This window comes from Marinobacter sp. UBA3604 (assembly GCF_002375325.1).
GTDB classification, from domain to species: domain Bacteria; phylum Pseudomonadota; class Gammaproteobacteria; order Pseudomonadales; family Oleiphilaceae; genus Marinobacter; species Marinobacter salarius.
The window spans coordinates 47,389-69,427 of sequence record NZ_DFMB01000051.1 but is presented as its reverse complement, the minus strand read 5'-3'; the positions used below and the strand labels follow the sequence as shown (position 1 = coordinate 69,427).

Sequence of the window (22,039 nt, the reverse complement as noted above, 5' to 3'; positions counted from 1 at the left end):
GGTATGACGCCCAAAAAAATCCTTCGTCGCCCCAGCCCGGACACCACTCCGGACTGGGGCCAGAATCTGCCCCCACTGCTTCGCCGTCTATACGCCGCCCGTGGCGTGACTTCCGATGACCAACTCACCTACACACTGAAACACCTGGCATCGCCCATGGATCTAAGAGGTGTCGACCGTGCCGTTGCGCTCCTGGCGGAAGCCATCACCAGTCAGCAGCGAGTGCTGGTGCTTGGGGACTTCGACGCCGACGGCGCCACCAGCACGGCAGTTGCCATGCTGGGATTGGGGATGCTGGGGCTGAACGATATTGACTTCCGTGTGCCCAGCCGGTTTTCCGACGGTTATGGATTGACGCCGGGCATTATCCACCGGTTGAGAGATGAGGGTGCGCTGCCGGACCTGCTGGTGACCGTGGACAACGGTATTTCCGCCGTGGAAGGTGTTCGCGCAGCCCGGGAACTGGGCATCCGGGTGGTTGTGACCGATCATCACCTGGCCGGTGAAACCCTGCCTGAGGCGGACGCCATCGTGAACCCCAACCAGCCCGGCTGCCCCTTCTTGAGCAAGAACGCGGCGGGCGTGGGTGTGATGTTCTATGTGCTGACGGCTCTTCGAAAGCATCTGCGTGAGCAGGGCCTGTTGCCAGAGCCGCAACCTAATCTCGGCAATCTGTTGGATCTTGTGGCGCTTGGCACTGTAGCGGACGTTGTTCCCCTGGACCATAACAACCGCATCTTTGTGGAACAGGGCCTGCGCCGCATCCGCCAGGGGGAGGCCCGCCCCGGTATTCTGGCGCTGCTGGAAGTGGCAGGCCGCGACCACAGCGAAATCAGCTCCACGGATCTCGGGTTTGTGGTTGGCCCAAGGCTGAATGCTGCCGGTCGCCTGGACGATATGAGCGTGGGCATTGCCTGCCTGCTGGCGGACAGCCGTGACGAAGCCCAGCGCCTGGCCCGTGAACTGGATACCTTCAACCGTGAACGTCGTACCATCGAAAAAGACATGAAAACCCAGGCCCAGGATCTGCTGGCGTCCATGTCGCTGGACATCGAGGGCCTGCCGTGGGGCCTGGCCCTGTTTGACACCGACTGGCACCAGGGTGTGATCGGCATTCTGGCGGCCCGTATCCGCGAGCAGACCCACCGCCCGACGATTGCGTTCGCCCCCGACGACAACGGCGAGGACATCAAGGGTTCCGCCCGTTCCATCCCTGGCCTGCATATCCGAGACGTGCTCGCCGTGGTTGATGCCAGGCACCCGGGGATGATGAAAAAATTCGGCGGCCATGCCATGGCGGCAGGCATGACTCTGTCCCGCGGTGATCTGGATGCGTTCAGTGATGCGTTCGACCGGGCGGTCCGCGATACCCTGCGGGCGGAAGACCTTGAGGCGGCCATTACCACCGATGGCCCCCTGAGCCCGGACGAGCTTCACCTGGAAACCGCCACCCTGTTAAAGCGTGCCGGTCCCTGGGGGCAGCATTTCCCGGAGCCCCTGTTTGACGGCAACTTCCGTGTGGTCAGCCAGCGCATCGTTGGCGAGAACCACCTGAAGCTGGTGCTCCAGCCGGAAGAGGGCGGCGCCATCATCGATGGCATCGCCTTCAACACCGGGCCGGAAGTGCCCGACTACACCAGGACTGGTGCGCGGGTGGTTTACAAACCTGATGCAAATACCTTTCGTGGGCGTACTAACCTGCAGCTTTTGGTGGATTATCTGGAGCCGCTGGGCTGACTTAGGCGTCTGGCACAGGGGTGGGGGTCTTTTTCTTCTGGGAAAAAAACTCGCTTCGCTCAGACACCTTTTCCCGACAGAAAAAGACCCCCACCCCCATGCCGATCAAACCTGAGAGATCGCTCCGTATTCATACGTTTGTGGCGATAACTCGTGGTTTAGGCATTGGTCGGTGACGCCCTTTCAGGATCGTCAAAAACATGGATGTTTTTGTCGAGCGTACATGGATGTATTCACCGCGTATCCTGGAAGGGCGTCGCCGACCAATGCATGCACCCAGTCAAAAACCCACCGGCTGATTTAAGAACAGATTTCCGGTAGAATCTCGCGTCTGATTTTGATCGCATTCATTTTCCGAGCGAGAGTAAAGATTTCATGGAAATCAATCCCATTGTTACGAAGATAAAAGACCTTCGTGAGCGCACTGAAGCGCTCAGGGGGTATCTTTGACTACGATCAGCGTAGTGAAAGACTGACCGAAGTTGAGCGTGAGCTGGAAGTGCCTTCCGTATGGGAAGACCCCGAACGGGCTCAGGCGCTGGGCAAGGAACGTTCCGATCTTGAATTGATTGTTCGTACCATCGACAACCTCACCTCCGGCCTTGAAGACGCCGAGGGTCTGCTCGAAATTGCGGACGAGGAAGAGGACGAGGGCACGGCCGCGGAGATCGAAGCCGATCTGGCCGGGCTTGACAAAGAGCTCGAGAAGCTCGAATTCCGCCGCATGTTCTCCGGCGAGATGGACGCCAACAACGCTTACCTGGACATCCAGGCCGGCTCGGGCGGTACTGAGGCCCAGGACTGGGGCAATATGCTGCTGCGTATGTACCTGCGTTGGGCGGAGCGTCGTGGGTTCAAAGCCGAGATCGTCGAGTTGCAGGAAGGCGATGTGGCTGGCATCAAGAGTGCGACCATCCACATCCAGGGCGACTATGCGTTTGGTTGGTTGCGCACGGAAACCGGTGTGCATCGTCTGGTGCGAAAGTCGCCGTTTGATTCCGGCAACCGCCGTCACACGTCGTTCTCATCCGTCTTTGTCTCACCGGAAGTGGACGACAGCTTCGAGATTGAAATCAATCCGGCAGACCTTCGTGTCGACGTCTATCGCGCCTCGGGTGCGGGTGGTCAGCACGTAAACCGGACCGAATCTGCTGTGCGTCTGACTCACAATCCCACTGGTATTGTCGTGGCCTGTCAGGCTGGCCGAAGCCAGCATCAGAACAAAGACCAGGCCATGAAACAGCTGAAAGCGAAGCTGTTTGAGCGTGAGATGCAGGAGCGTAACGCCGAGAAACAGAAGGCTGAGGATGCCAAGGCGGATATCGGCTGGGGCAGCCAGATCCGCTCCTACGTGCTGGACGACAGCCGTATCAAGGACTTACGCACCAAGGTGGAAACCAGCAATACCCAGTCGGTGCTGGACGGTGACATCGACAAGTTCATCGAAGCCAGCCTGAAGATGGCGCTGTAAACAGCGCCTTTGCCATGCTAACCCGGACAATTCCCGATTTTGCGAGCCAACATGACTGAACACACCCCGAATGCACAGCCAGAGGACAACAAGCTGATTGCCGAGCGTCGCGCCAAGTTGGCGGAGATGCGTGATCAGGGCAATGCCTTTCCCAACAACTTCCGTCGCGACGCAACCGCGGCCGAGCTTTTGGCCAAATATGGCGACAAGAGCAAGGAAGAGCTGGCTGAGATGGGCATTCAGGTGGCTGTTGCCGGCCGCATGATGCTTGATCGTAAAGCATTCAAAGTGGTTCAGGATATGACGGGCCGCATTCAGATCTACGCCTCAAAAGATGTCCAGAAAGACACCAAGCACTGGGATCTGGGCGATATCGTGGGGGTGCGGGGTATTCTGTGTAAGTCAGGCAAGGGTGACCTCTATGTAAGCATGGACGAGTACACGCTGTTGACCAAGTCGCTGCGTCCATTGCCGGAGAAGCACAAGGGGCTGACCGACACGGAAGCCCGGTATCGTCACCGCTACGTTGACCTGATGGTGAACGAAGACAGTCGCCGCGTGTTCTATGCACGTTCGAAGATTATCAGCGTCATGCGTCAGTACTTCACCGACCGAGACTTCATGGAAGTCGAAACCCCGATGTTGCAGGTGATTCCTGGTGGTGCCACGGCGCGTCCGTTCGTGACTCACCACAACGCCCTGGGTATCGACATGTACCTGCGTATTGCTCCGGAGCTGTTCCTCAAGCGCCTGGTGGTCGGTGGTTTCGAGCGGGTATTCGAAATCAACCGCAACTTCCGTAATGAAGGGCTTTCCACCCGTCATAACCCGGAATTCACCATGGTGGAGTTCTATCAGGCCTATGCCGATTACAACGACCTGATGGACCTTACCGAAGACATGCTGCGCACCATTGCCCAGAAAGTACTCGGTACCACCACGGTGGTGAACACCCGTACCCTGTCCGATGGCGAAGAAGAAACCATTGAGTACGACTTCGGCAAGCCTTTCGAGCGCCTGACCGTGGTGGACGCCATCCTGCGATACAACCCCGATATCAAAGCCGAACAACTGGCCGATGAAACCAGTGCTCGACAGGTGGCGAAGGATCTGGGCATTCACCTTAAAGAAGGCTGGGGACTGGGCAAGGTGCAGATCGAAATCTTTGAAGCGACTGCTGAGCATCGCCTGATGCAGCCCACATTCATTACCGATTACCCGAAAGAAGTGTCACCGCTGGCCCGCTGCAAGGACAACGATACGTTCGTCACTGAGCGTTTCGAATTCTTCGTGGGCGGCCGCGAGATCGCCAACGGATTCTCCGAGCTGAACGACGCGGAAGACCAGGCTGAGCGCTTCCAGGATCAGGTGGCCGAGAAAGACGCCGGCGACGACGAAGCCATGTTCTTCGACGAAGACTACGTCATGGCGCTGGAATATGGCCTGCCACCAACCGCAGGTGAAGGCATTGGCATCGACCGTCTGGCCATGCTTCTGACGGATTCCGCCTCGATTCGCGACGTTATCCTGTTCCCCGCCATGCGCCCGGAGCACAAGGCTGAAACGAAGAAAGACGAGGGCTGAACATGCAGCCGGTGGAGATACTGGCAAGCCAGCTAAAATCAGGGCGAGGTTGGACGGAGCACCTTGGTGACGAATTCCGTCAGCCCTACATGCAGCAGCTGGCTGAATTCCTCGCGGCGGAAGAGCAGGCGGGAAAGACCTTGTTCCCCGCTAGCCAGCATTGCTTCAACGCCCTGAACAGCACACCGCTGGATAAGGTGCGCGTGGTTATCCTCGGCCAGGACCCCTACCACGGTCCCGGCCAGGCCCACGGCCTGTGCTTCTCCGTGCGCCCGCACGTGGCCACGCCGCCGTCGCTGGTCAACATCTTCAAAGAAATCCACGCCGACCTCGGCATCCAGCCCCCAGACCACGGCTGCCTGCAACCCTGGGCGGAGCAGGGCGTGCTCCTTCTCAACAGCGTCCTCACCGTCGTCCAAAGCCAGGCTGGCGCCCACCAGGGCAAAGGCTGGGAAACCTTCACCGACCGCGTTATCGAAACCATTAACCGCGAGCGTGAAGGGGTGGTGTTTCTACTCTGGGGAAGCTACGCCAAGAAAAAAGGCCAGCACATCGACCGAAGCAAGCATCTGGTACTGGACGGGCCACATCCATCGCCGTTAAGCGCCTACCGCGGCTTCTTCGGCTGCAAGCATTTTTCCCGGGCCAACGAGTGGTTACAGCAGAAGGGCCTGCCGACCGTTGATTGGTCTTTGCCAAACAAATCGCAGCTGCTGGAACAATACGGTAAGAGCCAATCCTGAAAAAATGAAGCGGCCCGAAAGAGCGGCCCCCACCTTCGGCCAGCCCCCAAACCTACTGAAGAAGCGCCATAGCAGCTTCCATCTGCGCATTCAGGTCCTCTTCCTCGCTCATATCCACCTCAGGATCCAACCCAAGACGATCAAACGCCGAAATTGTCTTCCAGTCCACCTCCGTCCAGGGATGATCTGTCCCGGCAATCAACTGCAGATTGGCAATCATCACCAGATCCGCATAATCCGCTGCTGGCACCTCACGATGCAGGTTCGCGTATTCCAGAGGCACATTCTGAAGTTCTTTCGGGAAATCCCATTTCTGCAGAATCGTCGCCCCGATACGCGGATGAATCTCATCAATCACATTGTCCAGCATGATGCTACTGATCTGAATATCCCGGTCTTCCACATAGCGCAGAATCGGCAACACCCCGATGAGGTGAACCAACCCGGCCAGGGTGGCCTGATCTGCCTTGAGATTGGTGTAATGCTGTGCCAGCACATGGCACACCCCGGCCACCTCAGTGCTCTTTTGCCAGGTGGCACGCAGGCGCTTGTCGATCATGTCCGAAGTGGCCTGGAACATCTGCTCCATGGCAAGACCCATCGCCAGGTTGCTGGTATAAGCCATGCCCAGGCGACCAACCGCCATATTCAAGTTCTCAATCGCCCGGCTGCCGCGAAATAGCGGGCTGTTGCAGACTCGAATGATACGGGCTGACAGGGCCGTGTCGTTGCTGATGACCTTCACCAGGTCAATAATGGCCGAGTCCTCGTTTTCTGCGATGTCGCGTACCTGAAGCGCAACTTCCGGAAGTGTCGGAAGTACCAGTTTGTCGTTTTCAATAGCGTCGGTCAGGTCGGTTTTTATGGTTTCTACAATGTTGGACATAGTCAGTTTGAATCCGCCTGTTAAGTGTCACCTGGCCGGCAGGAACGTCCGGAAAGGCTAATATGTTCATGTATATGACGTACTTTATAGCAAATTATCGGGATTCTTCCTGTCAACTTATGTATCAGGCGTGTCGGTTTTTTCACGCTCCGGAACAGAATACGGCAAGGGGCGCAGTGACAGAACCGCGTCGGAGGCGCTCTCGGGTACCAATGATTTCTCCGCCGCATCGTGGCGCACAACGGCCAGAATCTCCGAGTGTCCGTCAGAGAAACCAACAGAATTCACGACATTTCCCACTGACCGATCTCCGTCCAGCAGCGACTCACCGGGGGCAGGCAGGGTGCCGGCATCGCTGCAGGTATACCGGAAAAGGCTTTTTTTGAGTTGCCCCAGGAAGTGCATGCGCGCGATCACTTCCTGCCCGGTGTAGCAGCCTTTCTTGAAGTGGATGCCTCCAACATGCTGCCAGTTCAGCATTTGCGGCACGAAGCTCTCCGTGGTGGCGGCCGTGAGCGATGCTACGCCGGCAGCAATTTCGGAAGCCTGCCAATCGGCGAGGGGGGCTGCAGGAATGTCCGCCAGAGCCTGTTGTAGCGATGTGTCCAGATCACACGTTTGCCAGAGTTCATAGCGAGCCATGCCCTCGGCGGTGTCCATCGTACGTATCACGTGGCCTCCGTTGATTTTCACGGAATCGCCTGCGACTGCCAGTGCACCGGTGCCTTCTGGCAGCAGTTTTTCTACTGCGGCATCGCCCAGAAGTCCGATGATCCGAGCGTCCGACTCTACCTCCATTGACGTACCACGGAACAGCATCAGGTACTTGCGCAAATGAGTCACCGTGCCGTCGGAGAGATTCGCTGGCAGCTCCATCAATATGTCATCACCATCCCTCACCAACCGGGTCAGGCAATAGGCGCGCCCCTTGGGTGTACAGGCTGCCGCTCTTGGCGAATGACCCTGGGTGACATCGTCGATCTGCTGGCTGAACTGCCCCTGCAGGAACTTGTCGGTGCCTGGCCCGGCTATTCGAACCATGACACGGTCAGAGATGAAAACGCAGCGGGGCTGGGGAAGCGGATGGTTGGCCAACGGACTTTCGATGTCTGACATGAAGCGCTCCAGAATCAGTGGATTTCCTGCGTTTGGCGACCAGATGCCTTGCTGCCAGAGGTCGGGCCCAGGCGAAGCCAGACCCGCAAACGGCGGAATGCATCGGAAGGGATGTTGCGAAACCGCGGCGTAACGGCAACCAGGACAACAGGATATGTACACGATATGGTGCCGGAATGCTGCAGTTTCAAGATCGCAAAGTTGGCACCCAGACGACTTTCGTCCGCAACCTGGACAGCGCGGTCCTGCCCAGAGCGAAGGCGCACGTATAATTGCTCGCCCTCAACCCGTAGTTCGGTTACGGCTGCCGGACCGACCAGCAAGCCGGTTCGGCGATACTCGAAAACCGCACCCACGAGTGAGGGGATAGCCAGCACCAGAAGGAGGGGGCTGAACTCACTGGCTACGGCGGCTACGAACAGGGTCAGCGCCAGCCAGGGCAGGGTGCACAGTAACCCGACAGCGTGGGATGGAATCAGTGCCAGTTCAATCCGGCTGGACACGGTTCAGTATGAGGTCAACGATGCGTTGCAGGTCGGGGTCTTCCGGGCGGCTGCGCTGCATGAACCACTCGAACATATCGGTGTCCTCGCAGTTGATCAGCTTTTGGTACCGTGCCTGGTCCTCAGTGGGAAGGTCTCGATAGGCGTTTTCAAGGAACGGGATCAGCAAAACGTCCAGTTCAAGCATGCCGCGGCGGCTGTGCCAGTAGAGGCGGTTGAATTCGGTGTTGTCAGACATTGATTCTCTCAGTTAACCAGTGGGCATTGGAGTGGACCGAGCCATTTCCTTCAGGGAGACGACCGTCGGTAAGTGGTGGGAACCAGTACGGTATCCCTTGCCTCGTGGAGTAGTCCGGGGAAATCCAGTGTGTAGTGCAGGCCGCGACTTTCCCGGCGCTGCAACGCGGAACAGATAATCAGGTCCGCCACGGTCACCAGGTTGCGCAGCTCAAGCAGGTCGTTCGAGACGCGGTAGTTGCTGTAGAACTCGCCAATTTCCCGTTCCAGCAGATCAATCCGGTGCTTGGCTCTCTGCAGGCGTTTGGTCGTACGAACGATGCCAACATAGTCCCACATGAAATGCCGCAGTTCGTCCCAGTTGTGGGAGATTACCACGTCTTCGTCGGAATCCCTTACCTGGCTTTCGTCCCAGTCCGGTGCTTGGGGTGGTGCAGGAATGTCCGATTCCCGTCGCGCTATATCCGCAGCGGCGGCACGGCCGTAGACCAGGCATTCAAGCAGGGAGTTACTGGCCATGCGATTGGCGCCATGCAGACCGGTAAACGCAGCCTCGCCGACAACATAGAGCTGGTTGATGTCGGTGCGGGCGCGTTCGTCACTGAGTATGCCGCCACAGGTGTAGTGCGCGGCGGGTACCACCGGGATCGGTTCTTTGGTGATATCAATCCCGAACGTCAGGCATTTTTCGCGAATGGTTGGGAAATGCTGTTTGATGAACTCGGCCGGTTTATGGCTGATGTCCAGGTATAGATGATCAGCACCCAGCCGTTTCATTTCGTGGTCGATGGCGCGGGCCACGATATCCCGGGGCGCCAGCTCGCCTCGATCATCGAAGCGATCCATAAAGCGGGAGCCGTCCGGAAGCTTCAGCACACCGCCTTCACCCCTCACTGCCTCGGTAATCAGGAACGACTTGGCATGTGGGTGGTACAGGCACGTGGGGTGGAACTGGTTGAATTCCATATTGCCGACCCGGCAGCCGGCGCGCCAGGCCATGGCTATACCGTCTCCCGAAGCTCCGTCCGGGTTGGTGGTATAGCGATACGCCTTGCTGGCGCCGCCCGTGGCGAGGATAGTGAACCGGGCCCGGAACAGTTCGACATGGTTGTCTTCCAGGTTCAGTATGTAGGCGCCTACGCACGCGTTTCCAGGCAATGCCAGCTTGCGATTGGTGATCAGGTCTACGGCAACCCGGCGGGACATCAGGGTAATGTTGGGGCGCGCCTGGGCCTGGGACGTCAGGGTGGTGGAAACAGCGTGGCCGGTGGCATCGGCCGCGTGGATAATGCGGCGGTGGCTATGCCCGCCCTCCCGTGTCAGGTGGTACTGGGACTGGTCATCGCGGGTAAAGGTGACGCCGCTGTCGATCAGCCAGTTGATGCTCTCGCGGCCATGCTCAACCGTAAACCGGACAGCATCCTCGTGGCAGAGGCCGCCCCCGGCGTTGAGGGTGTCGCTGACGTGATTCTCAAGAGAGTCGTCGTCATCCAGCACGGCGGCAATGCCGCCCTGGGCCCAGAGTGTTGCGCCGCTGCTGATATCGGCCTTGCTGATGACGGCGATCTGCAGGTGCTCGGGCAAATTCAGGGCAACAGTGAGGCCGGCAGCACCGCTGCCGACAATCAGGACATCGAATTCGTAGGACTGTGGCATCGGGTCGTAATCGCGGGCCATAATGTGGATGTGTATTGAACTAAACTTTGCGCTCGCTGTCTATTTGGCCTGACGGGGTGCTCCCGGATAAAAGGGGGCATTGTAGACTCATCGGATGCCGGACAGCAGCATGATTCCATTGAATAGCAGGCAAGTGGGCCAGACGGTCGAACGCTATGGCAACTCCGGCACTCCGTCTATGAATGCGGATACAGAAAGACACAAGGAAGACGGCAGCGAAAGCCAGACAGACCTTCAGCTGGTAAGAAAGGTCCGTCATGGTGATCGGCCCGCCTTTGATCTTCTGGTTGTCAAATATCAGTCCAGGGTTGCGTCGATTATCAGTCGTTATGTCTACGACAGCCAGGAGGTGATGGACCTTACCCAGGAAACCTTCGTCAAGGCGTACCGGGCGATTGACCGTTTTCGGGGAGACAGCGCGTTCTACACCTGGCTGTACCGTATAGCCGTGAATACGGCCAAGAATTTTCTTGAGTCCCGCGGGCGTCGTCCGCAAGGCAGTGCCGACGCGGGGGAAGCCGAGAATTACGACGACGGTTCAAGACTCAGGGACAATGCGTCACCGGAGAAACTGTTGCAGCGGGATCAGTTGCAGAGCGCGCTCAGGGTGGCGATATCAAACTTGCCGGAGGAGCTTCGATCTGCGTTTTTGCTCAGGGAGTACGACGGGCTGAGTTACGAAGACATCGCCGGTATTCTCGAGTGCCCCATCGGCACGGTAAGGTCACGAATATTCAGGGCACGGGATGCAGTGGATCGCCACCTGGGCCCTTTGTTAAATGATTCCCGGACGTAATGAGGTTGCATCCTATGGATGATCGTCTCAAAGAAACGCTGTCGGCAATGATGGATGACGAGGCAGATGAATTGTCAGTTCGCAGACTGCTGTCACACGCTGAGCAGGATCAGGTTCGGTCGCAGTGGCAGCGTTGGCAGCAGGTGCGGGATCTCATGCATCAGGGCAGCGTGGCACCGGAGGCTGTGGATGTCAGTGCTGGGGTCAGGGATGTTCTGGATGGCAGCGGTGCGGTATCGCCTGCTGCGACAGTCGGCTCGATGCCCCGCCGGGACAAAAGCTGGCATTGGCCAGCGGTTGCGATGGTCACACTGGCAGCGGTGATTGGTTTTGGCGCCGGTGCTGGTTGGGAGTCCGCCGAAGATGGTGGAGCGATTGCAGCCGCGGGCGTTTCAGAAGAACAGGATCGGCAGGAGTCGGCGGTCGAGCCGGTGCCGGAGGTGGCATTGCAAGGACTTGATGAGGAGCAATGGGAACATCTTAGCCGCTATCTTCTTGAGCACGCCCAACACAACAGCGTAGGAGCCGGTCGAGGCTCCGTTGGCTATGCGCGTGTCGTTAGCGCGTCCGGACCAGGGTATTGACGTTTCATGTTTGCAGGACACTGGCTGGAGTTAAACGGCTGATGGGCAGAATCGCAATGGCAATCCAGAGTCGATTCCCTGGTGCAATCAGGCACGGGCTGGTCATGTTGACGTTGCTCACCGTTCTGACAGGGCAAGTGTCTGCCGAGACGGCGGAGAGCGCCGGGAAGAATGAACAGAGCGCCGAATATTGGCTCAACCGTCTTGGTCCTGCCCTCAACATGACGTCCTATCGCGGCGTCTTTGTGTATGCCCGGGGTGATCAGGTCAGTTCGATGCAGATTGCGCACCGGTATCGGGATGGCATGGTGGAAGAGCGGCTGGTTCTGCAGGACGGAGCCAGCGGTGAGATCGTGCGAAAGGGGATGCGGGTTGTCTGTGTGCTTCCTGACCATGGGCGCATCCAGTTGGATCAGGTTATTCCGTCGGGTCCTTTTGCCGAGGCATTTTCCCATCAGTTGATGCCGGTCAGTCAATGGTATCAGCCAGAGCTGGTGGGCGATGATCGTATTGCTGGTTACGATGTGGTCAAGCTCGGGCTCAGGGCGAGGGATGATCTTCGATACAGTCACCAGCTATGGCTGGAAAAATCCACCGGTCTGTTGGTGAAGAGCCATGTGCGTTCCGTCGGCGGTGAGGTGCTTGAGCATTTTCAGTTCACCAGCCTTGAAATAACGGACTCTCTCCCGGATAGCGAATTTATCGTGCAAACGGAGGGAGAGGCCATCAAACGGGAATTGAAACCGAAACAGACGTCGTCTCCCGCGGCACGGATGGATGGTTGGACGCTTGAGTGGCGCCCGGATGGTTTTGTTCCCGCCGCTGCCCCGCGATCAGGCAAAGGGCAGGCAGTGGCGTTCTCGGATGGGCTGGCAGCCTTTTCTGTGTTTGTCGAACCAGCACGGAAGATGGTGATGCCCACCGGCGCTTCGCGAATTGGCGCCACCACGGTGTACATGAAACAGCTCAGTGTGGATGACATCGCGTTTTTCGTGACTGTGGTTGGGGAAGTTCCACCGACGACGGCCCGTAAGGTGGCCGAATCAGTGACGATTGACGATACCCTGGCGTTCGGCGGAGGCCGGAAATGATTACGGAAACCGGGAGGGTTGTCGGTGTTGCCGGCGACCGGGTATGGGTGCAGACGATTCGCACCAGCGCCTGTGAAAGTTGCTCGGCTCGTCATGGCTGTGGCCAGCGTGCACTGGCCGGTGTTTCAGGAGGCAGGGCCAATCAGGTTCTGGTGGCCAACAGCCTTGGTGCCGAGGTGGGTGATGAGGTGACGGTGGCCATTGATGAGTCCGCGCTGCTTGGTGCTTCCCTGCTTGTTTACGCCCTGCCATTGGTGTCGATGGTGGCCGGGGCTGTTTTGGGGCACCAGTTGTCGGCAGGCCACGCGGCCAGTGAGGCCGTCGCCATGATGGGGGCTGCGGCGGGACTTGCCCTGGGCTTCCTGGCCGCTCGCAGGGGGCAGTCACGTAAAGCGGGAACCTGGGAGCCGACACTGGTGGAGGTCAGGCAGGGGGTGGTCGCTTCCCCGGAATGATGTTCCAACAGGCTCTGTTGAAATTATCGGCTTTGACCGCACATTGAGTTTATAACGTCCGCTGAACAGGGGGTCTTTAATGCCTGAAGTAAAGAACGATCAAGACATGCTGCGCCGGCCTCAGCGCCAGGGTTCCATTGTGTTCGTCTGGTATCTTTTGTGTCTTCTTGTTCCCTTGTCTCTGGCTCAGTCTGTCTCAGCTCGCAGTCTCCCTGACTTTACCGAGTTGGTCGAAGAGAACTCGAATGCTGTGGTCAACATCAGTACAACGACCGAGCCCAAGTCAGCGAATCGTGGCCGCTCAAACGGTCTCCCTTTTAACGATCGACAGCTTGAGCAGTTACCGGAGTTTTTCCAGGATTTCTTCCGCGGTCCCCAGTCACCGTTTGGCGGCAGCCCTGGTGGTTCAGCCCCGCGTCAGTCCATGGGGTCCGGGTTTATCGTTTCCAGTGATGGCTATGTGTTGACCAATAACCATGTGGTGGAAGGGGCCGACGAGATCATTGTGCGCCTGAATGACCGTCGAGAATTGCCTGCCAAACTGATTGGCACTGACCCACGTTCGGACATGGCGGTTCTGAAGATTGAGGGCGGCGACGACTTGCCTGTGGTGCGGATCGGGCGCTCCAATGACCTGAAAGTGGGTGAGTGGGTCCTGGCTATCGGCTCGCCCTTTGGTTTTGATTACACCGTAACAGCGGGCATTGTCAGCGCCCTGGGCCGTTCACTGCCATCGGAAAACTACGTTCCGTTTATCCAGACTGACGTTGCTATCAACCCGGGTAACTCCGGCGGGCCACTGTTTAACCTGGACGGCGAGGTTGTGGGTATTAACTCCCAGATCTACACCCGCTCGGGTGGATTCATGGGGGTGTCCTTTGCAATCCCCATTGATGATGCCATGAATGTGTTCCGGCAGCTTCGGGACGATGGATCGGTTTCCCGTGGCTGGCTGGGTGTGCTGATACAGGAGGTTAATCGAGATCTGGCGGAGTCATTTGGCCTTAAGCGTCCTCGAGGCGCCCTGGTTGCAGAAGTGATGGCGGGCTCGCCTGCCGAGAAAGCGGGATTGCAGGCGGGTGATATTGTGCTTGAGTACGAGGGCGAGGACGTGACGTTGTCTTCGGATCTGCCTCCGATGGTAGGGCGTACGCCGGTCGGTGAAACGGCCACCATGGAAGTAATGAGGGAAGGCCGGCAGATTACACTGGACGTTGAAATCGGCAAACTGCCGGAAGAGGGTTCGGAGCAGGCCTCCGCTCCAGCGTCCAGCAACAACGGCCCATCATCGGCGCCATTGGGGATGACGGTTGAGCCTCTGCCAACTGAGCTTCAGGAGTCGCTGGGGATATCTGGGGGCGTGCTTGTGGCAGATGTTGCCCGCGGGCCAGCGCTTGATGCGGGTATCCGTCCACGGGATGTGATCACCGAGCTGAACCGCCGCAAAGTCACCTCTGTGGAGGATTTCCGCGAAGCGGTGTCCTCCTTGCCAGACGACAGCGCCGTCTCGGTGCGCGTTGTTCGCCAGGGGCGGGCCACTTATCTGGTGATGAAGCCCTGACGGTTGATCCGCCGGATCGGCGGACACAAAATGGTACAAAACTGAGAGCCCTGCTGGGGGTCGTTTAAACGACAGCCAGTGGGGCTTTTGTTATACTTCCCAAAATAATCAGATTACTGGCCACGGATCGGACCTGCACGAGAATGATGAACAGAAAGGAACTTCCCCTCCGGAAACTGCTCCAGCTGCGCTACTCGTGGGCAGCATGGCTAGTGCTGATTGCATCTCTCGCTGTCACCGTCCTGTTATGGCAAGTTTCCATTCGCCTGGTCGAAGACCGTACCGAAGCCCGTTTCAAAACACAGTCACTACAGCTGCGAACTGCTATTGAAGAGCGCCTGCTGAATTATGAGCAGGTATTGGCCGGCAGTGCGGGCCTGTTTGCCGTTGCCGGTGAAGTGGATAGGGACGATTGGCGTGAATACGTCGACAATGTGGATATCAACCGGTATTACCCGGGCATCCAGGGCATTGGCTACGTGAAAAGAATAGGTGTCCGCCAGATGGCGGACCACATCGCGTCGGTCAGGAAAGATGGTGTCCTCAATTACCTCGTGACGCCTCTTGGTACCGGGCCGGATTACTACCCCATGGTGTATCTGGAGCCCGGAACGGAGCGGAATCGCAAGGCACTTGGTTACGACGCCTTCAGTGATCCGGTGCACCGGCATGCCATGGCGAGGGCACGGGACCATGCCGAGCCAAAAGTGACGGGTAAAGTCGTGCTGGTTCAGGAGGAAGTGGCGGAGGATCAGGCTGGCTTCCTGATGTATTACCCGGTTTACCAGGGTGGGGAAATACCTGAAAGTCGTGTTGAGCGGCAGATGATGCTCGCCGGTTATGTGTTCAGCGCCTTTCGGATGAACACCCTGCTCGATGGCATCGTCGGCCTGATCTCTCCATTCCTGGACGTGAAGATCTACGATAGCGGGGAGGTGTCACGGGATACGCAGATGTATGGGTCAAACCTGGGCTCCCTGGATGAGGATTTCAGTTTTGAGATGAGTCAGACCATTACCCATGGTGGGCGCGACTGGTTGCTGCAAACCCGTTCCACACCGGCGTTTGACTACCTGGCGTCTGATCCGCGGCCGCCCATCGTTCTCGGTTCTGGTATTGTTATCAGTCTGCTGATGTTCCTGTTCGTGTTGACCATGATTCGTGGCCGGATCATGGCGCAGATTGGCGCGGGGCGCTACCGGGCTATTACCGAAGGTGCCGCGAACGTGACTCTTGTGCTGGATCGCGATGGCACACCGCGTTACGCCAGTCCGTCCAGTCACGACATTTTGGGCTTCGATCCCGACAAGGTTTATGGTCTGGAGTTGGCCTCCCTGGTGCATGCCGAGGATTGGCCGCAGTTAAAGTCCGGGTTTGATGAAGCGGTCAAATCACCTGGGAAGCAGATGCCGGTGATCCGTGGTCGTATACGCGATGCGCAAGGCCAGTGGCGGGATATGGAAGGCACGTTCACAGCCATGTTGACGGTGCCCGGCGTGAATGGGGTGGTGTTGAGCCTCCGTGACCTGACCCAGCTGAAAGCGGCGCAGACGGAACTGCATCGCCTGGCGTTCTACGATCCGCTGACCGGGCTTGCCAATCGGCAGTTGTTCCGTGACAGGCTTAACCATGTGGTGCGCAGAAGTCGTCGCACGGAAGAGCCGGCCGCCCTGATGTTCCTGGATCTTGACGGCTTCAAACGTATCAACGATACCCTCGGCCACGATAGTGGCGACGAACTGCTGAAGCAGGTTTCCCAGTGGTTATCCGGCTGCGTGCGGGAGGAAGATTCGGTGGCCCGGCTGGGTGGCGACGAGTTCGTGGTGCTGTTGTCACGAATCAGCGGTCCCGATGACGCTGGCAAGGTTGCCGAAGCCATACTGCGGAGGCTGTGCCAGCGAATTCGTCTCAACGATCACGAAGTGGGCGTTACCGTCAGTATCGGTATTACCATGATCCCCCATGACAGTGAGGACCCTGGCACGCTGATGAAATACGCCGACCTGGCCATGTACCGGGCCAAGGAGTTAGGGCGCAACACCTACCAGTTCTTTACCCCGGCCATGAACATCAAGGCAGCCAGGCGGCTGCTTCAGCAGGAAGAACTGGCGACGGCACTGGAAGGCGATCGGTTTGTGCTGCATTACCAGCCCAAGGTGGATCTCGAGAGTGAGCGGGTGATTGGCGTCGAGGCTTTCCTGCGCTGGCACCACCCCGAGAAGGGGCTGGTCAGTGCCCAGCAATTCATTACCCTGGCCGAGGAAACGGGCCTGATCATACGCCTTGGCGAGCTGGCGCTGAGGCAGGCCTGTATCCAGGTTCAGGCCCTCGAACGGGCTGGGTTTGAATCGTTGAAAATGGCGGTCAACCTGTCCGTTCGCCAACTGACGGATTCCGGGTTTCTGGATATGATGCGCCAGGTCATTACCGAAACGGGGGTGTCGCCAGAGCGGCTTGAACTTGAAATGCCAGCGGAGCTTCTGAATGAAGACCCGCGCATGCTGAGAGAGCTCCTTGTGTCCCTGCACGACATGGGTGTCTGCCTGATCCTGGATGATTTTGGCACCGGTTCCTGTTCTCTGGTGGCGCTCCAGCAGTTGCCATTGGACGTTATCAAGATTGACCATCGTTTTATTCGCGACATCCCGTACAACGTCAGTGCAACCGATGTTGCCTCGGCGGTGATCGCACTGGCCAGAAAGTTACACTTGACCGTTGTTGCCGAGGGTGTGGAAACGCCTCAGCAGTTGAGCTTCCTCAAAAGCGCCGGTTGCGCCCAGTGTCAGGGCAACTTGTTCAGTTACCCGCTGGACGAGGATGCGCTTATCGGCTTCCTTATTCGGCAATATGAACGGCCGCTGATCTCCTGATCATGGCAATAGCGGCCGGTAACCGGTAAAATCACGCCGTCGCCGGACTCCGGCAACGGCCCTTCCGGGCTCAATCCTTCGTCTTTTGCGAGTATTCATTGTCTGTGACTGAACTGAGCCGAATCCGAAATTTTTCGATAATCGCCCATATTGACCATGGTAAATCCACTCTGGCAGACCGCTTTATCCAGATCTGCGGTGGCCTGACAGAACGCGAGATGGCTGAGCAGGTCCTTGATTCCATGGATCTTGAGCGTGAGCGTGGTATTACCATCAAGGCCCAGAGTGTGACTCTGAACTACAAGGCTCGGGACGGCATTGAATACAAACTGAATTTCATCGATACACCCGGCCACGTCGACTTCTCCTACGAGGTATCGCGTTCACTGTACGCCTGTGAAGGTGCGTTGCTGGTGGTGGATGCCGGCCAGGGCGTTGAGGCCCAGTCTGTCGCCAACTGTTACACCGCGATTGAACAGGGGCTGGAAGTGGTTCCGGTGCTCAACAAGATGGACCTGCCGCAGGCTGAGCCGGATCGCGTAGCCCAGGAAATTGAGGACATCATTGGTATAGAGGCAACCGACGCCGTGCGCTGCAGCGCCAAGAGTGGTTTGGGCGTCGAGGATGTTCTGGAAGATCTGATCAGGAAAATCCCGCCACCCAAGGGTGATCGAAAAGCACCCTTGCAGGCACTGATTATTGACTCCTGGTTCGACAACTACCTGGGGGTTGTGTCGTTGGTCAGGGTGACTGAGGGCACCCTCAAGAAGGGCGACAAGATCGTCATGAAGTCGACGGGCAAGGCCTGGAATGCGGACAAGGTCGGTATTTTCAATCCCAAACCCAAAGACACGGATATTCTGGAATCCGGGGATGTCGGCTTTGTGGTGGCCGGCATCAAGGACATTCATGGGGCGCCGGTGGGTGACACCATCGTTCAGCAGAAAGGCTCGGACGACATCCCGATGCTGCCCGGCTTCAAGAAGGTCAAGCCTCAGGTCTATGCGGGCCTGTTTCCCGTCAGTTCCGATGACTACAACGATTTCCGGGATGCTCTTGAAAAGCTGACCCTGAACGACGCCTCGCTGTTCTTCGAACCGGAGAGCTCGGATGCCCTCGGATTCGGTTTCCGTTGCGGCTTCCTGGGCATGCTCCACATGGAGATCGTCCAGGAGCGGCTGGAGCGGGAATACGACATTGACCTGATTACCACGGCCCCGACGGTTATCTATGAAGTCGTTACCAAGCAAGGTGAGACCCTGTCGGTGGACAACCCCTCAAGTCTTCCGGATATTGGGTCCATTGAGGAAATGCGCGAGCCAATCGTGGAGGCCAGCATTCTGGTGCCCCAGGAACACCTGGGCAACGTGATCGCCCTCTGTGAGGAAAAGCGCGGCATCCAGAAGAACATGCACTTTATGTCCACCCAGGTTCAGGTGACTTACGAGTTGCCGATGGCCGAGGTGGTGCTGGACTTTTTCGACCGGATCAAGTCCGCCAGTCGCGGGTTCGCATCGCTGGACTATCAGTTTGTGCGGTTCCAGGCGGCCAACCTGGTGCGCCTCGATGTGCTGATCAACGGCGAGCGCGTGGACGCCCTGGCGCTGATTGTCCATAAGGACCAGTCCCACTACCGGGGTCGCGCTCTGATCGACAAGATGAAAGAGCTGATTCCGCGCCAGATGTTCGACATCGCCATTCAGGCGGCTATCGGGAATCAGGTGGTAGCGCGAGTGACCGTCAAGGCGCTTCGCAAGAACGTCACCGCCAAGTGTTACGGTGGCGACGTCAGCCGGAAGAAGAAACTGCTGCAGAAGCAGAAAGAAGGTAAGAAGCGCATGAAGCAACTGGGCAATGTTGAGGTGCCTCAGGAAGCATTCCTTGCCGTATTGAAAGTGGATAACTAAAAGGCACCTGAATGGATATTGATTTCCCCCTGGTTCTGGTTGTTCTGACGTTTGCAACGGGGCTGATCTGGCTGTTGGATGTTGTATTTCTGCGTAAGCGCAGGCTCGCGGTCGCAGAAGGCGCCAGCGGGGAGGTTGAGGCTGAGGAAGAACCGAAGGAGCCTTACCTCGTTGATCTTAGCCGTTCGTTCTTCCCGGTGCTGGCGGTGGTGCTGGTTCTGCGCTCGTTTCTGGTGGAGCCTTTCCAGATTCCGTCCGGCTCCATGTTGCCTACCCTTGAAGTCGGAGACTTCATCCTCGTTAACAAATACGCCTACGGGCTTCGCCTGCCGGTTGCGGGCAACAAAATCCTGGCAGTGGATGACCCCCAGCGCGGTGACATCATGGTGTTCCGCTATCCGGATGACGGTAGCACCAATTACATCAAGCGGGTGGTCGGGCTTCCGGGAGACCGTATCCGATACCAGGATCGGGAGCTGTTTATCAACGGCGATAAAGTGGAGACGCGCTTTGTTGCCCGGCTGCCACCAGTGGAGCTGAGACGTGAATACCTGGGCGACGTTGAGCACGACATCTTCCTGACCCTGGGGCGCACGGGGCGCTCTGGTGAAGGCGAGTGGGTGGTGCCGGAAGGCGAGTATTTCGTGATGGGTGATAATCGGGACAACAGTAATGACAGTCGCTATTGGGGCTTTGTTCCGGATGAAATGGTCGTTGGCAAGGCGTTCGCGATCTGGATGCACTGGCAATCGCTCACCAGTCTGCCATCCTTTGACCGAGTGGGCGGTTTGGAATAAGTACGTTGTTATTCAGGGGTGTATCTAACATGAAGAAGAACAGTCTTTCCTCCATGCATCGGCAGTCGGGTGCATCGGCGCTCGTTATCATGATTATGGTGCTCTTTTTCGGCGGCTTGCTGACACTGGCCATCAAGCTGGGGCCAGCGTATCTTGATGACATTACCATTCAGGAAGCGCTTGAGAGCCTGGAAGGAACAGAGGACCTTTCCACCATGGGGCCTGCTCAGGTGAGAAGTCTGATAAACAAGCGACTTAGCGTGAACAATGTTCGCGGTTTTGATGAAAAGAACATCACCGTTGAGAAGGACGGGGATCTGGTCATCATCAATGTGGATTACGAAGTCCGTAACAACCTGTTCCGTAATGTGGATACCGTTATCCATTTTCAACATGAGTATGAGATGAAGGGCAAGTGAGTTCGCAACCGGATCTCGAGCAGTTACAGCGACGTATCGGCTACCAGTTCAAGACGCCTGAGCGGCTGTTGCTGGCGCTGACCCACAGGAGTTTTGGCAACCAGAACAATGAGCGCCTGGAGTTCCTGGGTGATTCCATCGTTAACATGGTCATCGCTGAATACCTGTACCTGCATTTTGAAAAAGCCCGGGAAGGCCAGTTGAGCCGTCTGAGAGCCCGTATGGTCAAGGGTGTAACCCTCGCGGAAATTGGCCGTGAATTCGAATTGGGCAAGTACCTCAGGCTGGGTTCCGGTGAAATGAAGAGCGGTGGTTTCCGTCGTGAATCCATTCTTGCCGACGCTGTTGAATCCATCATCGGTGCCATATACCTGGACAGTGATTTTCACACCTGTCGGGAACAGGTTTTGCGCTGGTTTGAGGTACGCCTTCAAAAGCTGGATCTGCAGGATACCCAGAAAGACCCCAAAACCCGGCTCCAGGAGTACCTGCAGTCACGGCAGTTTCCGCTGCCTCGCTATGACGTCATTTCCGTGGATGGTGAAGCCCACGCCCAGACGTTCCATGTTTCCTGTGCCCTGCCATCACTTGACCGAAAAACGACCGGCACGGGCAATAGCCGTCGAATCGCCGAGCAGCAGGCCGCCCGCAATGCCCTTAAGCAACTGGGTGTGGAGAATGACTGATGAATGATGTGACTCGTCCGGAAAACCCGGACAGCCGTTGTGGTTTTGTGGCGATCGTCGGTCGGCCCAATGTGGGCAAGTCCACATTGCTGAACCACATTCTGGGCCAGAAGCTCAGTATTACGTCCCGTAAACCCCAGACAACCCGTCATCAGGTACTGGGCATCAAGACCGAAGGCCCGGTTCAGGCAATTTACGTGGATACGCCGGGGATGCACGAAGAAGAACCTCGCGCTATTAACCGGTATATGAACAAGGCGGCGACATCGGCCCTCAAGGATGTCGATGTCGCTGTGTTTGTTGTCGACCAGATGGCGTGGACGACGGCGGACGAAATGGTTCTGGAGAAGCTCAGTAGCCTGAAATGCCCGGTGATTCTGGCAGTGAACAAGGTCGACCGCATTGAAAATCGGGAGGCCCTGTTGCCGCACCTCGATATGCTATCCCGGAAGCGCGAGTTTGCCGAAATCATTCCGTTATCAGCTCTCAAGGGGATGAACCTGGAGCCGCTGGAGGCTGCGGTCAGTCGGTTCCTGCCGGAAAGTGTGCATTTTTACCCGGATGACCAGATCACGGATCGCAGCGAACGGTTTATGGCTTCCGAAATGGTGCGGGAGAAAATTACCCGGCAACTGGGAGCAGAACTGCCTTACTCCGTGGCGGTCGAGATCGAAGAATTTCGCAAGGACGGTAAGACTCTTCACATTTCTGCGCTGATACTGGTAGAGCGTGAGGGCCAGAAGAAGATCATTATTGGCGACAAGGGCGAACGCCTGCGGCGCATCGGTCAGGAAGCCAGAACGGATATGGAGCGCCTGTTCGACAGTAAAGTCATGCTGAGGCTCTGGGTCAAGGTCAAGCGAGGTTGGGCGGACAGCGACCGGGCATTGAAAAGCCTGGGTATGAACGACTTCTGAGG

Annotated in this window: 20 protein-coding genes; 15 read left to right on the top strand and 5 right to left on the bottom strand. The window is 57.5% G+C overall.

The window, feature by feature from the left end; translation table 11 throughout:
• Nucleotides 1–3 precede the first annotated feature (3 nt).
• The 4 genes from recJ to ung all read left to right on the top strand — a co-directional run bounded on the left by recJ (nt 4) and on the right by ung (nt 5,535).
• A complete protein-coding gene (gene recJ, locus B2590_RS15480; protein WP_091641868.1) occupies nt 4–1,737 on the top strand; it encodes a single-stranded-DNA-specific exonuclease RecJ in 1,734 nt (577 codons plus the stop codon).
• Nucleotides 1,738–2,112: 375 nt separating this feature from the next.
• Nucleotides 2,113–3,208 (top strand): peptide chain release factor 2 gene (gene prfB / locus B2590_RS15475; RefSeq protein WP_126810486.1). Its coding sequence is split into 2 segments (ribosomal slippage): nt 2,113–2,184 and nt 2,186–3,208, totalling 1,095 coding nucleotides; the frame shifts between segments, so codons are not numbered across the junction.
• Nucleotides 3,209–3,259: 51 nt separating this feature from the next.
• Nucleotides 3,260–4,792: a lysine--tRNA ligase gene (gene lysS, locus B2590_RS15470; RefSeq protein WP_091641866.1), complete on the top strand. Its 1,533-nt coding sequence runs from the start codon at nt 3,260–3,262 to the stop codon at nt 4,790–4,792.
• Between the two features lie 2 nt (nt 4,793–4,794).
• Nucleotides 4,795–5,535 (top strand): uracil-DNA glycosylase, encoded by a 741-nt coding sequence (ung, locus tag B2590_RS15465; RefSeq protein ID WP_036204167.1) that lies wholly within the window; start codon nt 4,795–4,797, stop codon nt 5,533–5,535.
• Nucleotides 5,536–5,587: 52 nt separating this feature from the next.
• Here the strand turns inward: ung and B2590_RS15460 are convergent, their stop codons facing one another.
• The 5 genes from B2590_RS15460 to nadB all read right to left on the bottom strand — a co-directional run bounded on the left by B2590_RS15460 (nt 5,588) and on the right by nadB (nt 9,933).
• Entirely contained in the window at nt 5,588–6,421 is an 834-nt protein-coding gene (locus B2590_RS15460) for an HDOD domain-containing protein (RefSeq protein ID WP_036204169.1), read from the bottom strand.
• A gap of 117 nt (nt 6,422–6,538) precedes the next feature.
• Complete coding sequence (locus B2590_RS15455; protein WP_278366799.1) at nt 6,539–7,537, bottom strand: YgfZ/GcvT domain-containing protein; 999 nt, start codon at nt 7,535–7,537, stop codon at nt 6,539–6,541.
• 14 nt (nt 7,538–7,551) lie between these two features.
• Nucleotides 7,552–8,040 (bottom strand): hypothetical protein, encoded by a 489-nt coding sequence (locus B2590_RS15450; protein WP_052479541.1) that lies wholly within the window; start codon nt 8,038–8,040, stop codon nt 7,552–7,554.
• Entirely contained in the window at nt 8,024–8,278 is a 255-nt protein-coding gene (locus B2590_RS15445; RefSeq protein WP_082040573.1) for a succinate dehydrogenase assembly factor 2, read from the bottom strand. The genes B2590_RS15450 and B2590_RS15445 overlap by 17 nt, the downstream gene beginning before the upstream one ends.
• A gap of 50 nt (nt 8,279–8,328) precedes the next feature.
• Nucleotides 8,329–9,933 (bottom strand): L-aspartate oxidase, encoded by a 1,605-nt coding sequence (gene nadB / locus B2590_RS15440; RefSeq protein WP_177190603.1) that lies wholly within the window; start codon nt 9,931–9,933, stop codon nt 8,329–8,331.
• Between the two features lie 199 nt (nt 9,934–10,132).
• Between nadB and rpoE the strand changes: the two genes are divergently transcribed.
• The 11 genes from rpoE (at nt 10,133) to era (ending at nt 22,037) form a co-directional block, all read left to right on the top strand.
• Entirely contained in the window at nt 10,133–10,750 is a 618-nt protein-coding gene (gene rpoE, locus B2590_RS15435; protein ID WP_127402363.1) for an RNA polymerase sigma factor RpoE, read from the top strand.
• Nucleotides 10,751–10,764: 14 nt separating this feature from the next.
• Complete coding sequence (locus B2590_RS15430) at nt 10,765–11,334, top strand: sigma-E factor negative regulatory protein (protein WP_041335054.1); 570 nt, start codon at nt 10,765–10,767, stop codon at nt 11,332–11,334.
• A gap of 41 nt (nt 11,335–11,375) precedes the next feature.
• The gene (locus tag B2590_RS15425; protein ID WP_414673270.1) at nt 11,376–12,425 is read left to right on the top strand and encodes a MucB/RseB C-terminal domain-containing protein; all 1,050 of its coding nucleotides are present in this window, start codon (nt 11,376–11,378) and stop codon (nt 12,423–12,425) included.
• Nucleotides 12,422–12,880: a SoxR reducing system RseC family protein gene (locus tag B2590_RS15420; protein ID WP_036204183.1), complete on the top strand. Its 459-nt coding sequence runs from the start codon at nt 12,422–12,424 to the stop codon at nt 12,878–12,880. The genes B2590_RS15425 and B2590_RS15420 overlap by 4 nt, the downstream gene beginning before the upstream one ends.
• Nucleotides 12,881–12,986: 106 nt before the next feature.
• Entirely contained in the window at nt 12,987–14,441 is a 1,455-nt protein-coding gene (locus tag B2590_RS15415; RefSeq protein ID WP_081899258.1) for a DegQ family serine endoprotease, read from the top strand.
• A 143-nt stretch (nt 14,442–14,584) separates the two neighbouring features.
• Nucleotides 14,585–17,311: a bifunctional diguanylate cyclase/phosphodiesterase gene (locus tag B2590_RS15410; RefSeq protein WP_036204191.1), complete on the top strand. Its 2,727-nt coding sequence runs from the start codon at nt 14,585–14,587 to the stop codon at nt 17,309–17,311.
• Between the two features lie 104 nt (nt 17,312–17,415).
• Nucleotides 17,416–19,218: a translation elongation factor 4 gene (lepA, locus tag B2590_RS15405; protein ID WP_091641849.1), complete on the top strand. Its 1,803-nt coding sequence runs from the start codon at nt 17,416–17,418 to the stop codon at nt 19,216–19,218.
• Nucleotides 19,219–19,229: 11 nt separating this feature from the next.
• Entirely contained in the window at nt 19,230–20,015 is a 786-nt protein-coding gene (lepB, locus tag B2590_RS15400) for a signal peptidase I (protein ID WP_036204197.1), read from the top strand.
• A gap of 29 nt (nt 20,016–20,044) precedes the next feature.
• Complete coding sequence (locus tag B2590_RS15395) at nt 20,045–20,434, top strand: DUF4845 domain-containing protein (RefSeq protein WP_036204200.1); 390 nt, start codon at nt 20,045–20,047, stop codon at nt 20,432–20,434.
• Nucleotides 20,431–21,120, top strand: a complete 690-nt coding sequence (gene rnc, locus B2590_RS15390) for a ribonuclease III (RefSeq protein ID WP_007152064.1) — start codon at nt 20,431–20,433, stop codon at nt 21,118–21,120. The genes B2590_RS15395 and rnc overlap by 4 nt, the downstream gene beginning before the upstream one ends.
• Nucleotides 21,120–22,037: a GTPase Era gene (era, locus tag B2590_RS15385; protein ID WP_036204205.1), complete on the top strand. Its 918-nt coding sequence runs from the start codon at nt 21,120–21,122 to the stop codon at nt 22,035–22,037. Before rnc ends, era begins: the two co-directional genes overlap by 1 nt.
• The last annotated feature ends 2 nt before the right edge of the window (nt 22,038–22,039 follow it).